Annotated in this window: 13 protein-coding genes; 6 read left to right on the plus strand and 7 right to left on the minus strand. The window is 59.7% G+C overall.

The window, feature by feature from the left end; genetic code table 11:
• Window positions 1–114: 114 nt before the first annotated feature.
• Complete coding sequence (gene cynR, locus H8F23_RS12730; protein ID WP_194934596.1) at window positions 115–1,002, minus strand: transcriptional regulator CynR; 888 nt, start codon at window positions 1,000–1,002, stop codon at window positions 115–117.
• A gap of 120 nt (window positions 1,003–1,122) precedes the next feature.
• Between cynR and cynS the strand changes: the two genes are divergently transcribed.
• The 3 genes from cynS (at window position 1,123) to H8F23_RS12745 (ending at window position 2,579) form a co-directional block, all read left to right on the plus strand.
• Window positions 1,123–1,590 carry a cyanase gene (gene cynS / locus H8F23_RS12735; RefSeq protein WP_194934597.1) on the plus strand — a complete coding sequence of 156 codons (468 nt, stop codon included), beginning with the start codon at window positions 1,123–1,125 and terminating at the stop codon, window positions 1,588–1,590.
• An 80-nt stretch (window positions 1,591–1,670) separates the two neighbouring features.
• Window positions 1,671–1,907: a DUF2790 domain-containing protein gene (locus H8F23_RS12740; protein WP_194934598.1), complete on the plus strand. Its 237-nt coding sequence runs from the start codon at window positions 1,671–1,673 to the stop codon at window positions 1,905–1,907.
• Between the two features lie 12 nt (window positions 1,908–1,919).
• Window positions 1,920–2,579, plus strand: coding sequence for a carbonic anhydrase (locus H8F23_RS12745; protein WP_194934599.1), 660 nt, complete (start codon window positions 1,920–1,922; stop codon window positions 2,577–2,579).
• 50 nt (window positions 2,580–2,629) lie between these two features.
• On the opposite strand, the gene H8F23_RS12750 is transcribed toward H8F23_RS12745, so the two are convergent.
• Both H8F23_RS12750 and glsB read right to left on the minus strand, forming a co-directional pair.
• Complete coding sequence (locus tag H8F23_RS12750; RefSeq protein WP_194934600.1) at window positions 2,630–4,132, minus strand: aldehyde dehydrogenase family protein; 1,503 nt, start codon at window positions 4,130–4,132, stop codon at window positions 2,630–2,632.
• A 180-nt stretch (window positions 4,133–4,312) separates the two neighbouring features.
• Window positions 4,313–5,221: a glutaminase B gene (gene glsB, locus H8F23_RS12755; RefSeq protein ID WP_007911001.1), complete on the minus strand. Its 909-nt coding sequence runs from the start codon at window positions 5,219–5,221 to the stop codon at window positions 4,313–4,315.
• Window positions 5,222–5,359: 138 nt separating this feature from the next.
• Between glsB and H8F23_RS12760 the strand changes: the two genes are divergently transcribed.
• The gene (locus H8F23_RS12760) at window positions 5,360–5,848 is read left to right on the plus strand and encodes a GFA family protein (RefSeq protein WP_194934601.1); all 489 of its coding nucleotides are present in this window, start codon (window positions 5,360–5,362) and stop codon (window positions 5,846–5,848) included.
• 173 nt (window positions 5,849–6,021) lie between these two features.
• Here H8F23_RS12760 and H8F23_RS12765 read toward each other — a convergent pair whose 3' ends face one another.
• The 3 genes from H8F23_RS12765 to miaE form a co-directional block, all read right to left on the minus strand.
• Window positions 6,022–7,308 carry an ATP-binding protein gene (locus H8F23_RS12765; RefSeq protein ID WP_116255393.1) on the minus strand — a complete coding sequence of 429 codons (1,287 nt, stop codon included), beginning with the start codon at window positions 7,306–7,308 and terminating at the stop codon, window positions 6,022–6,024.
• The gene (locus H8F23_RS12770; protein WP_194934602.1) at window positions 7,309–8,016 is read right to left on the minus strand and encodes a winged helix-turn-helix domain-containing protein; all 708 of its coding nucleotides are present in this window, start codon (window positions 8,014–8,016) and stop codon (window positions 7,309–7,311) included.
• Window positions 8,017–8,261: 245 nt separating this feature from the next.
• Complete coding sequence (miaE, locus tag H8F23_RS12775) at window positions 8,262–8,870, minus strand: tRNA-(ms[2]io[6]A)-hydroxylase (RefSeq protein ID WP_122600041.1); 609 nt, start codon at window positions 8,868–8,870, stop codon at window positions 8,262–8,264.
• 159 nt (window positions 8,871–9,029) lie between these two features.
• Here miaE and H8F23_RS12780 point away from each other — a divergent pair, with 159 nt between their 5' ends.
• Window positions 9,030–9,893, plus strand: a complete 864-nt coding sequence (locus tag H8F23_RS12780; protein ID WP_194934603.1) for a universal stress protein — start codon at window positions 9,030–9,032, stop codon at window positions 9,891–9,893.
• 160 nt (window positions 9,894–10,053) lie between these two features.
• Here the strand turns inward: H8F23_RS12780 and H8F23_RS12785 are convergent, their stop codons facing one another.
• Window positions 10,054–10,524: a DUF1289 domain-containing protein gene (locus H8F23_RS12785; protein ID WP_064117650.1), complete on the minus strand. Its 471-nt coding sequence runs from the start codon at window positions 10,522–10,524 to the stop codon at window positions 10,054–10,056.
• 468 nt (window positions 10,525–10,992) lie between these two features.
• Here H8F23_RS12785 and acnB point away from each other — a divergent pair, with 468 nt between their 5' ends.
• The gene (acnB, locus tag H8F23_RS12790) at window positions 10,993–13,602 is read left to right on the plus strand and encodes a bifunctional aconitate hydratase 2/2-methylisocitrate dehydratase (protein ID WP_093437081.1); all 2,610 of its coding nucleotides are present in this window, start codon (window positions 10,993–10,995) and stop codon (window positions 13,600–13,602) included.
• Window positions 13,603–13,646: the final 44 nt, after the last annotated feature.

A 13,646-nucleotide genomic window follows, 5' to 3' on the forward strand; every position in this document is an offset into this window, starting at 1 on the left:
CTGTACCTTTGCAGCCACTGTTTAGGCAGGCTTGAAAGCGGCGCCAAACGCGTTTCAAGCCTGTAAAGGTGTAAACGATGTCCCCGGTCTAATTTGTAAAGGATGTACCGGTCTCTACAGTGAGGGGCTTCCCATGCCCAGCACCAATTCCACAAACGCCACTGCCGCCGCACTGTGATAATTATTGCGCCGCCGCAACAACGCCGCTCCACGCTGCGGCGCATCACCTTCAACCCGCAACCGGAACAACGCGCGATCCTCAGTCGCAATCGCCTGCGGCAGCATCGTCGCCATCGGCGAACAACGCACCACTTCCAGCAACGTACTCACCGAGTTCACCTCGATCCGCACCTGCGGCGTAATCCCGTGCTGCCGGAAATACTCATCAACCGATAACCGCGTAATAAAGTCCGGCGCCAGCAAGGCGAAATTCAGCGAAGCGATGTCTTCCGGCGTCAGCACCAACGTACTGTCATACAGCGGATGCTCACGCCCGACCATGATCCCCAACGTTTCGGTAAACGCCGGAATGCATTCGATATCGGCATTGCGCACCGGCGTAAACGCAATCGCAATATCCAGCGAGTCATCTGCCAGCCCCGCCTCGATGTCGTCCATCGACAGCTCGAAAATCTGCAAATGAATCCCCGGATAGCGCGCGGCAAAATCGCGCACCAACGGCCCGACCAGATACGCCATGAACGTCGGCGTCATCGCCAGACGCAACGTCCCGCGAGACAGATCCTTCACGTCATGCAACGCGCGCTTGCCCGCCTCCAGCTCCACCAGCACCCGTCGCGCGCATTCGATGTAGGCCTCGCCAGCATCGGTGGGTTTGACCGTCCGCGAGGTGCGATCAAACAGATTGACCCCCAGTGTCTCTTCCAGTTGGCGAATCTGCTGCGACAGGGTCGGCTGTGAAACATGCAACGCCTCGGCGGCACGGGTAAAGCCGCCGTGATCGGCAACAGCCAGCAGGTAACGCAAATGTCGCAGCAGCATGGGAACACCATCTATAGGCAGGACTTATGCAAAGCATTGTATATCGGTCTTGGACGCTATGGATCAATCGGCAGAAGATCAATCCCACACAGCAAGCCAACCCCTGAAAGGAGTGACACCATGCAACAGTCCCACGCCTACAACGACACCAGCCTGGCCCTGACCACCCGCATTCTCGACGCCAAGGCACGCAAAGATCTGTCGTGGCAGGATCTCGCTGACGACACCGGCCTGAGCCTGGCATACGTCACCGCTGCTCTGCTTGGCCAGCACCCGCTGCCGGAGAACGCCGCCCAAGTGGTCGGTGACAAGCTGGAGCTGAGCGCTGACGACGTCGCGGCGATGCAGATCATCCCGCTGCGAGGCAGCCTCAGCGGTGTGCCGACCGACCCGACCATCTACCGCTTCCACGAGATGATCCAGATCTACGGCACCACCCTCAAAGCACTGGTCCACGAGCAGTTCGGCGACGGCATCATCAGCGCGATCAACTTCAAGCTCGACATCAAGAAAGTCGAAGACCCGGAAGGCGGCTCCCGCGCTGTGGTTACCCTCGACGGCAAGTTCCTGCCCCTGCGTCCGTTCTGATCCGCACCGGCCCGCACCCTGCGTGCGGGCCAATCCACCCCAAATGGTTACCCGTCACCACTGCGTCTGGAGGCTGCACCATGCAAAAAATTCTACTGATCCTGGCCCTGCTCGGCGGCTTTTCCGTCCAGGCATCTGCCGCTGACGAGGCCGTAGCCTACCGCTACGGCATGCAACTGGATATCGCCCAAGTGCTGAGCATCACCCCGGCTGCCGACGTGTGTGGCGTGGTACCGGTGGAGATGACGTATCTGGACAGCCACGGCGGCAAACACATCCTTCAATACAGCGAATTCGGCAGCGGTTGCTCGAACTGAGAGGACAACACCATGAAAAACCTGATTGATGGCTTCCTGAAATTCCAGAACGAAGCGTTTCCGCAACGCACCGAACTGTTCAAACACCTGGCGACCACGCAACAGCCCGGCACGTTGTTCATCACCTGTTCCGATAGCCGTGTCGTGCCGGAACTGCTGACCCAACAAGAGCCCGGCGAGCTGTTCGTGATCCGTAATGCCGGCAATATTGTGCCGTCCTACAGCCCGCATCCGGGCGGGGTTTCGGCGACGGTGGAATACGCGGTGGCGGTGCTTGGCGTGACTGACATTGTGATCTGCGGGCATTCGGACTGCGGCGCGATGACCGCGATCGCGAAGTGCAAATGCATGGATCACCTACCTGCGGTCAGCGGCTGGTTGCAGCATGCCGAGTCGGCGAAAGTGGTTAACGAAGCGCGGCCACATGCCAGTGACGCGGCGAAGTTGAGTTCGATGGTGCGCGAAAACGTGATTGCGCAACTGGCGAATATCCAGACCCACCCAAGTGTGCGTCTGGCCCAGGAAAAAGGCCTGCTGAATCTGCATGGCTGGGTGTATGACATCGAGACCGGCTCGATCGATGCGCTGTCCGCCGACCGCCGCACGTTTGTGCCGCTGGCTGAGCAGCCAGCGACTTGCGCGATCCATGCACAAACCACCCACGCCGCCTGAGCAACTGATCGTTCCCACGCTCTGCGTGGGAACGATCATTGTCCGCCAGATCAGCGTTTTACCGTGAGATCGATCTGGGTCATGCGGCTACGCACGGTGAACACGCCATCCCCCGAAAGAATCGCACTGCGCGCAAACAAGCGCCCACTCTCCCAGTTCGAAAGCCCCAACTCTGGCTTGTTCAGCGCGTATTGCCCATCGACCCAACGGGTAATGCCGTTGCCCACGAACGGCGCGTTGACCGCGTTGTAAAAGCGTTCCTGAACCTGCGCGTCTTCACTGATCAACGACACAGTGAACTGCGGGCTGTAACGGTTGAACAGCGCAATCGCCTGATCCAGATCGTCAACGATCATCAGGCTGACTTCCGGAGTTTCTTCCCATTCCCACTCGCGTCCCAACGCCGATTGCGCCAAGGGTTCGGCCAGTGCTTCGGTCTGATAACCCTCGGCTCGATAGACCTCGACCGTCGCGTTCTGCCACTCGCTCGGCAAGCAACTTTCGCTGCCTTCGACGATGTGCAATTTGCAGCCCTGGTCACGCGCGGTGCCGGCCTGTTGCAATGCCTCAAGAAACAACGGCACCAGTTCCGCTGCGCGATCACGCTGGATCAGGCAGACGTTCAACGTATTGCAGACTTTGCGATCCAGCGAGTTGCGCACCACGGCGGCGAAACGTTGGGCATCCGCATCACGATCAGCGATCAACCACGCACCTCCCGTGCCGTGCAGGCTGACAGCGGTGCCAGCCTGCTGGGCGATACTGCCCAACTGACTGACCGCACGACCCGAACCACGCGCCACCGCCAGCGACAAACGCCGGTCAGCAAACATCGCCCAACCGGCGGCATGATTGACGCTTTCCACCAACGCCACCGCACCGGCCGGCAGACCAGCATCGGCCAGCGCCGGGTTCAACGCATGAGTGACGATGGCTTGCGCGGTGCCCAACGCATCGCTGCCAATGCGCAAAACGGCGGTGTTGCCAGTGCGCAAGACACCCGCCGCGTCGGCGAACACGTTCGGCCGACCTTCAAAAACAAACGCGACGATGCCCAACGGCGAGACCACTTGTTCGACTTTCCAGCCATCGTGTTCGACGCTGCTGATGACTTTGCCCCGCGTGGCGGCGGCATCCCGCCAGGCGCGCAGGCCGGCGATCATGTCGTGGCGCATACGCTGATCAGCGAGCAATCGGGTGGTGGAACGACCGCGCGCCTTGGCCCGCTCGATGTCCGCGAGGTTGGCGGTTTCGATGTGTGCCCAGCACGCAGGGGTTTCCAGACGTTGCGCAAACAGGTCGAAAAACTGGCTGATGGCCTCATCGGACACCGCCGACAACGCCGTGAATGCCGCTGCCGCACGCTCGATCGCCACGGACGCCGCTTGCTGATCCGCCACGGGAATCAACAGCAACTCGCCACTGACCTGCTCGACCAACAAGTGGTCACCGGGCTGAAAGCGCGCGGCCAGTTCGGGGCTGACCACGGTGACGCGGTTACCAGCGAAAGGGATCGGCGTGCCAGCGACTAGACGTTCGAGCGCAAGAGACATGAAGCGGATTCACCATGCAGGGAGCGGCCGGAAAATGTATAGGAACACCCTCTCCCCAGGCAACACAAAACCCCTTGTAGGAGTGAGCCTGCTCGCGATAACGGTGGATCAGCTACACACATGTTGACTGACACTACGCTATCGCGAGCAGGCTCACTCCTACAGGGATTGGGTTTCAGATCAGAAGACTGACCAACCAATCCGCGCACTAAGCATCTCCAGCGCCGCCATGCCCGCCAGCGAGTTCCCGGCGGCATTCAACTCCGGCGACCACACGCACACCGTGAACTGCCCCGGCACCACCGCAACAATCCCGCCGCCGACACCACTCTTGCCCGGCAAGCCAACGCGATAAGCGAAGTTGCCCGCTTCGTCATACAGCCCGCTGGTGGCCATGATCGAGTTGACCTGCTGGGTCTGCCGACGCGTGAGGATCTGTTCGCCGCTGTGTTTGCAGAAACCGTCGTTGGCCAGAAAGCAGAACGCCCGCGCCAGATCAATGCAATTCATGCGCAAGGCGCAGTGGCTGAAATAACTGCGCAGCACCGCTTCGACGTCGTTGTGGAAGTTGCCGAACGACTGCATCAGATACGCCATCGCCGCATTGCGCGCGCGGTGTTGGTATTCGGAGTCGGCGACTTTGCCGTCGATCATGATCTGCGGATTGCCTGACAGGCGCCGGACGAAGTCACGCATCGACAGGGTCGGCGCGGCGAAGCGTGACTGGTTGATGTCGCAGATCACCAGCGCACCGGCATTGATGAACGGATTGCGCGGCCGGCCGCGCTCGAATTCCAGCTGCACCAGCGAGTTGAACGGCTGCCCGGACGGCTCGTGACCGAGGCGTTCCCAGATCGCTTCGCCGGAATGATCGATCGCCTGCACCAGGCTGAACACCTTGGAAATGCTCTGCACCGAGAACGGTGTCTCGGCGTCACCGGCGCAATACATCTCGCCGTCGTTGCCGTACACGGCGATGCCCAGCTGATTGGCCGGCACGGTGCCGAGGGCAGGAATGTAGTCAGCCACCTTGCCCTGCCCGATCAACGGGCGTACAGCGTCAAGAATCTCGTTCAACAGCGCTTGCATGCCGGGTTCCGAAGTCTCGCCCCATGGGATTGCGGGGACACTGGGGCTAGACGCTGCGCCCGCCCGTCGAATCACACCGGCCGCCATCGCACTGAATGTTCTAGGCTCAACCGCACATTCAAAAACGGGAGAACAACCATGCAACTCGAAGGCTCCTGCCATTGTGGCGAGGTCACATTCAGCCTCACCAGCACCCATCCCTACCCTTATCAACGCTGCTATTGCTCGATCTGTCGCAAGACTCAGGGCGGCGGCGGTTATGCGATCAACCTTGGCGGCGACGCGACCAGCCTCAAGGTGCGCGGGCGCAAACACATCAGCATTTACCACGCGAAGATGAAAGACGAAGGCGACCAACGCGCCCATCGCAGCACGGCCGAGCGGCATTTCTGTTCATTGTGCGGCAGCGGCCTATGGCTGTTCAGCCCGGAGTGGCCAGAGCTGATTCACCCGTTTGCCTCGGCCATCGACACGCCGTTGCCGGTGCCACCGGAACATACGCATTTGATGCTCGGTTCGAAAGCAACCTGGGTCGAAGTCGAGGCGAAACCCAAGGACCAGCAATTTGACGAATATCCCGAAGAGTCGATTGCCCAGTGGCATGAACGCCTCGGCTTGACCCGCTGAACCGTGCCCCCTGTAGGAGTGAGCCTGCTCGCGATAGCGGTGGGTCAGTAGCAAAAATGCCGATTGGACTGACCTCTTCGCGAGCAAGCTCGCTCCCACAATGATCTCTGGCGTTCACAAATCCAATGTGGGAGCGAGCTTGCTCGCGAAGGGGACGGCACAGGGCAGCGCATTTAATCCAGATGCGCCCAAGTCATCCGGAACGACGCCCCACCCCAAGGCGAATCACCCACCTCAACCTGCCCGCCATGGGATTGCGAGACCCGCCGCACCAGCGCCAGGCCCAAGCCAAACCCACCGGTACGGCGATCGCGGCTGGCATCCAGCCGCGAAAACGGTTCAAAGATTTTCTCGCGCCCGTCCACCGGCACCCCCGGCCCATCGTCGTTGACCCGCACCTGGTAATAATCGCCCGTGCGTTCCAGCGTCACCTCCACGCGCTGCTCGGCATAACGAATCGCGTTGCGCAGCAGATTGATCACCGCCCGCGCCATGAATCGTGGTTCGATGCGCACCGTGTCGATCCGGCAATCCGCGATCAGCAACTGCACCCCCGCCGCCTCGGCCTCCAGCGCCACACTGCCAACCACACTATCGAGCCAATTGGCGGCCTGGATGTTTTCGCGCTTGATCACCGTCGCGCCGCGCTCAAGGCTGGCGTAGGTCAGCAGCTCGGACACCATTTCCTCCAGTTCACCAAGGTCGGCGTACATGTCGGCGATCAGTTCGCGGTTCTGACTAGCGTCCGGCTGTTGCTTGAGCTGGTCGAGTTCAAACGACAGCCGCGCGATCGGCGTGCGCAGTTCGTGAGACACGGCATTGGTCAGCTCACGCTGATTGGCGATCAGCCCTTCGATGCGCGCCGCCATCAGATTGAAGTGTTCGGCCAGATCGCGAATGTTCGAGCGTTTCGACAATTGAATGCGCACCGACAGATCGTTGTCGCCGAAACGCTCGGCAGCCAGGCGCAGTTTCTCCAGATCGCGCCAGTGCGGGCGCACCCAGAAGAACAGCACAATGCCGATCAACACGGCAATCATCAGGTAGGCGGCGGCAATATAAAACGGCATCAGGCTCGGCTCGGCCGGCAAGCGGATGCTGAGCAACTGCGGCCCCTCGTCAATCGCAGAAATGTACTGGGTGTACTTGTCGCGGATCACCAGCAGCCCTTTGGCCAGCTCGGCTTTTTCCTCGTCGCTCAGGGCCAGTTCAGAGGCGTCGACCAGCGTCAGCCCCAAACCGTAATGCGGGCGGATTGTTTCCAGCTGTTGTTCCCGGGCCGGGCCGTCGAGGTCGCGCAACTGCTGGCCCAACGTCCAGGCCTGGCCGCGCACGGCCTCACGGTTGTAGTCCTGCATCTGATAATCGAGCAAGGCATCAAAGGTGCGCTCGACCGTCTGCAAGGCCAGCACCAGACCCAACGTCATGACCAGAAACAGCCCGAGAAATAACCGCAGCATCTACAGCTCCCACGCGAACGGATTGAACAGATAACCCTTGCCCCACACAGTCTTGATACACATCGGCTCGCGGGGATTGTCTTTGAGCTTGTTGCGCAATTTGCTGATGTACACGTCGACGCTGCGATTGAGCCCGTCAAAGGCAATCCCGCGCATGCGATTGAGAATGTCATCCCGCGACAACACCTTGCCCGCCGCGCTGGCCAGCAACCACAGCAGCTCGAATTCCATGGTGGTCATTTCAATGACCTCACCCGCCAGCCGCACTTCACGGCAACTGCGGTCGACGCTCAACTGGCCGAACTCCATAAAACTCACCACATTGCTGTCCGGCACCTGCCGCCGCTGCAGCGCTCGCAGCCGGGCCAGCAATACCGGTGGCTTGATCGGTTTGATCACGTAGTCATCGGCACCGGACTCCAGACCGAGGATATGGTCGAGGTCATCTTCCTTGGCGGTCAGAATCACGATTGGTGTGTCCGACACGCTGCGAATCTCCCGGCACACGTGCAGACCGCTCTGCCCCGGCAACATCAGGTCGAGCACCACGACTTTCGGTTTGAACTCGAGAAAGGCAGGCACGGCCAGATCACCGCGATGCACCGTGCGCACCTCGTAGCCGTGTTGTTCGAGAAAGTGGGCAATGAGCGCGGCGAGGCGCTCATCGTCTTCCACCAGCAGGAGCTTGCCAAAACCCAGGTTATCCATAACGACCGTCTGCCGCCCATGTGTGAAGTGGTCGGCATTATGGCGGCTTTCGTGGGGGTGGCGTTTGTTTCAGGCAGCAAAAACCGGCCGCAGGGGCCGGTTTTCAGTGATGTTTCATACTCTTAAGAGTTTTTAACATTCATGCACTGATCGCTACATCTGTAGGAGCTGCCGAAGGCTGCGATCTTTTGATCCGGCTTCTTCAAAAGCAAAAGATCGCAGCCTTCGGCAGCTCCTACACGGAGTCATGCGGTGGCAGGCACGCCGCTGTGGAAGCGGAATTCTTCGTCCGGCGACTCGATCAGTTCCTGCTCGGCGGCGCGGACTTTATCGATGACCTGGGCAATATCCTTCGCATCACCGTACTGGTAGGCCAGTTTCAGATAACCCTGAAAATGCCGCGCCTCGCTTTTCAGCAAGCCAAAGTAGAACTTGCCGAGTTCTTCGTCCAGATGCGGCACCAGCGCTTCGAAACGTTCGCAACTGCGCGCTTCGATAAACGCGCCGACCACCAGCGTATCCACCAGTTTCACCGGTTCGTGGCTACGCACGACTTTGCGCAAACCCGAAGCGTAACGGCCGGCGTGGAGCTGACGCAGTTCGATCTTGCGCCGTTTCATGATGCGCATGACCTGCTCGTGGTGCACCAGTTCTTCCCGGGCCAGACGCGACATCATGTTGATCAGGTCGACGTGGGAATGGTACTTGGCAATCAGGCTCAGGGCGGTGCTGGCAGCCTTGAACTCACAGTTCTTGTGGTCGATCAGCAGGGTTTCCTGATCGGCCAGTGCTGCCTGAACCCAGGCGTCGGGGGTGCGGCAGCCAAGGAATTCGTGGATTTCGGGAAGGATCATGGGGCTCACGGTAAAAGGTGTTCGAGCGAAGGGCGCCGATTATACCGGCCTGTCCGCAGACCACCAGCGGCTGGCGTTGATATGCATCAAGTCGCGCACGATCGGACAGCAACTATAGTTGTGCAACGCCGTGCCTTTTCTTTGCTGGAGACTCCGCTCATGCAAGCCATTCGCAGCATTCTGGTGGTCATCGAACCCGAACATTCGGAAAGCCTGGCGCTCAAGCGCGCCAAATTGATCGCCGGCGTGACCCAGGCCCATCTGCACCTGCTGGTGTGCGACAAGAAGCACGACCACGCCGGCATGCTTGGCGTACTCAAAGCCGCGCTGATCGCCGACGGCTACAGCGTGACCACCGAACAGGCGTGGAACGAGAGTCTGCATGAAACCATCATCGAGGTGCAGCAGGCAGAGGGCTGCGGTTTGGTGATCAAGCAGCACTTCCCCGACAGTTCACTGAAAAAAGCCCTGCTGACCCCGGCGGACTGGAAGCTCCTGCGCCACTGCCCTACCCCGGTGCTGCTGGTGAAAACCAGTACACCTTGGAAGGATCGAGTGATTCTGGCGGCGGTTGATGTGGGCAATGCCGATGGTGAACATCGGCATTTGCACACGACGATCATTGATCATGGCTACGACATCGCCAGCCTGGCCAAGGCGCATCTGCATGTGATCGCTGCACATCCATCACCGATGCTGTCGGCTGCAGACCCGACGCTGCAACTGAGCGAAACCATCGAGGCGCGTTACCGCGAGCAATGTCGAGCGTTTCAGGCGGAATTCGATGTCGATGATGAGCATCTGCACATCGAGGAAGGCCCGGCGGACGTGTTGATCCCGTTCATGGCGCACAAGCTGCAGGCGGCGGTGACCGTGATTGGCACGGTGGCGCGGACCGGGTTGTCAGGGGCGCTGATCGGCAATACCGCGGAAGTGGTACTGGATGCGCTGGAAAGCGATGTGCTGGTGCTCAAGCCGCAGGAGGTTGAGGATCATTTGGTGGAGTTGGCGGTGAAACACTAAACAGCTCACATTGAAATGCGATCCCTGTAGGAGTGAGCCTGCTCGCGATGGCGGTGTGTCATACGACAACAGTGTTGACTGATAGACCGCTATCGCGAGCAGGCTCGCTCCCACAGGGGTACGCATTCCAAATGTGGGAGCGAGCTTGCTCGCGAAGCTTTCAGGCGCCGAAGGCGTCTTTCAAGAAGCCTGGGGCGATGTAGCGCTGATAATGCGCTTCCGACAGCAGGAAAAATTCCCGATCAATGGCATCGCGCAATTCCGGCAGGTTCCAGTCGCGAAACTCCGGCAGCAACACCATTCCGTAGGCTTCCAGATTAATGATCACCCGCGCCCCACGGGCAATCAGCTGATACGCCCAGCAATATTCCGACTGATGCGGCACGAAGCGGATCTTGCGCTGTTCCAGTTGCTCGCGCAGGCGCGCCGAATCGAAAATCTCGACCTTGGCCGCCATCACTTGTGACAGCAATTGCTCCAGACGCAACCACACCGCACGTTTTTCTTCCTCGTTGTAGCCATTCCAGTGGATCACTTCGTGGTGGAAACGCTTGCAGCCACGGCACACCAGATCACCGTAAACAGTGGAGCAGAGGCCGACGCAGGGGGTCTTGATGGTCTGATTGGGCATAAGGTAGGTAAAACACTGAAACGCGGAACAGGTCGGCATGTTAGCCCTTTGTCGGGCATTGATCACCCCTCAAACTTCAGGGTCACAGCCACGCGCGGCGTTTGCCATGACCACGTGCATTGCCACGAAAGTCCAATAGAGCCCGACTTACCTTTAAATTTTTTTTGCCGTAGAATCAGCCAGCCTTTTAAGGCGCCAATGTCCGTTAGAAGCTGTTTTCAAAGCGTCACGAGCACAGTCGTTCCTTCAGAGCGGTGTTGGCGAGGGATTTTTCCAGCGGGGAAAAGTCCAGCGCCAACCCTCATCAGCTCCCCGTTCTGCAGGCGTAAAACTTTGAAAGCAGCTTCTGTAAGGAATTGCCGGTAATTCTGGCCGAACGACCCACAACGTCGTGAGGAGCATGAGTACGGCAATTTCGGGATGAGCGTCCCGGACACCCATTTGGGACCACTGATGAGGGTAATAACTGTGCTTGAAGCCTACCGCAAACATATCGAAGAGCGTGCAGCCCTGGGTATCGTTCCCCAGCCGCTTAACGCCGAACAAACAGCAGGCCTGGTCGAGCTGCTGAAAAACCCTCCGGCTGGCGAAGAAGAATTTCTCGTTGACCTGATCACCAATCGCATTCCACCAGGCGTGGACGAAGCGGCCTATGTCAAAGCCGGCTTCCTGTCTGCACTGGCCAAGGGCGAAGTTTCCTCCCCTCTGCTGGACAAAAAACGCGCTGTAGAACTGCTCGGCACCATGCAGGGCGGCTACAACATCGTCACTCTGGTTGACCTGCTGGACGACGCCGAGCTGGCGCCAGTCGCTGCCGCGCAACTCAAGCACACCCTGCTGATGTTCGATGCGTTCCACGACGTCGCGGAAAAAGCCAAGAACGGTAACGCTCACGCTAAAGCCGTGCTGCAATCCTGGGCTGACGGCGAGTGGTTCAAAAACCGTCCGACCCTGGCCGACAAGATCAGCCTGCGCGTGTTCAAGGTAACCGGCGAAACCAACACCGACGACCTGTCCCCTGCTCCCGATGCCTGGTCGCGTCCAGACATCCCGCTGCACGCCCTGGCCATGCTGAAAATGGCCCGCGACGGCATCGTTCCTGATCAGCAGGGCGCCATCGGCCCGATGAAGCAGATCGAAGAAATGCGCGGTCAAGGCTTCCCGATCGCCTACGTCGGTGACGTGGTCGGTACCGGTTCGTCGCGTAAATCCGCTACCAACTCGGTACTGTGGTTCTTCGGCGACGACGTACCTTACGTGCCGAACAAGCGCGCTGGCGGTTTCTGCTTCGGCAGCAAAATCGCTCCGATCTTCTACAACACCATGGAAGATGCCGGCGCACTGCCAATCGAGTTCGACGTTTCCAACATGAACATGGGCGACGTGATCGACCTGTACCCGCATGCTGGCAAAGTCTGCAAACACGGCACCGACGAAGTCCTGACCACCTTCGAAATGAAAACTCCGGTGCTGTTGGACGAAGTCCGTGCCGGCGGCCGTATCCCGCTGATCATCGGCCGTGGCCTGACCGAGAAGGCTCGCGCCGAACTGGGTCTGCCGCCGTTCGACCTGTTCAAGAAGCCTGATGCACCGATCGAAAGCACCAAGGGTTACACCCTGGCGCAGAAAATGGTCGGCAAGGCTTGCGGTCTGGCAGAAGGCAAAGGCATCCGTCCTGGCACCTACTGCGAACCGAAAATGACCACCGTGGGTTCTCAGGACACCACCGGTCCAATGACCCGTGACGAACTGAAAGACCTGGCGTGCCTGGGCTTCTCCGCTGATCTGGTAATGCAGTCGTTCTGCCACACCGCGGCGTATCCAAAGCCGATCGACGTGACCACCCACCACACCCTGCCTGACTTCATCATGACCCGCGGCGGCGTTTCCCTGCGTCCGGGCGACGGCATCATCCACTCGTGGCTGAACCGCATGCTGCTGCCAGACACCGTGGGTACCGGTGGTGACTCGCACACCCGTTTCCCGATGGGCATCTCGTTCCCGGCCGGTTCCGGTCTGGTCGCGTTCGCCGCAGCCACCGGCGTTATGCCGCTGGACATGCCGGAATCGATCCTGGTGCGCTTCAAAGGCAAAATGAAACCTGGCATCACCCTGCGTGACCTGGTTCATGCCATTCCTTACTTCGCTATCCAGAACGGTCTGCTGACCGTCGAGAAGAAAGGCAAGAAAAACGCCTTCTCCGGCCGCATCCTGGAAATCGAAGGTCTGGAAGGTCTGACCCTGGAGCAGGCGTTCGAACTGTCCGACGCCTCGGCCGAACGTTCGGCTGCCGGTTGCACCATCAAGCTGTCGAAAGAGTCGATCACCGAGTACCTGAACTCCAACATCACCCTGCTGCGCTGGATGATCGGCGAAGGCTACGGCGATGCGCGTACCTTGGAACGTCGCGCTCAAGCGATGGAAGCCTGGGTTGCCAACCCGGAACTGATGGAAGCCGATGCCGACGCCGAATACGCCGAAGTCATCGAAATCGACCTGGCCGACATCAACGAGCCGGTACTGTGCGCGCCGAACGATCCGGACGACGCCCGTCTGCTGTCCAGCGTTGCTGGCGAAAAGATCGACGAAGTGTTCATCGGTTCGTGCATGACCAACATCGGTCACTTCCGCGCTGCCGGTAAACTGCTGGATCAGGTCAAGGGTCAGCTGCCAACCCGTCTGTGGCTGTCGCCGCCGACCAAAATGGACGCTCACCAACTGACCGAAGAAGGCTACTACGGCATCTACGGCAAGGCTGGCGCACGCATGGAAATGCCAGGCTGCTCGCTGTGCATGGGTAACCAGGCACGCGTTGAGCCGAACAGCACCGTGGTCTCGACTTCGACCCGTAACTTCCCGAACCGTCTGGGCGACGGCGCGAACGTCTACCTGGCTTCGGCCGAGCTGGCGTCCGTGGCTTCGATCCTGGGTCGCCTGCCGACCGTCGAGGAGTACATGGAATACGCTGGCAAGATCGACAGTATGGCGGCCGATATCTACCGCTACCTGTCCTTCGACCAGATCGCCGAGTTCCGTGAAGCTGCTGCGAACGCCAATATCCCGGTCGTTCAAGCCTAACGCTACAAAGCAATGAAAAACGCCGCCCATCGTGAGATGTGCGG

It is taken from the genome of Pseudomonas neuropathica, from assembly GCF_015461835.1.
GTDB classification, from domain to species: domain Bacteria; phylum Pseudomonadota; class Gammaproteobacteria; order Pseudomonadales; family Pseudomonadaceae; genus Aquipseudomonas; species Aquipseudomonas neuropathica.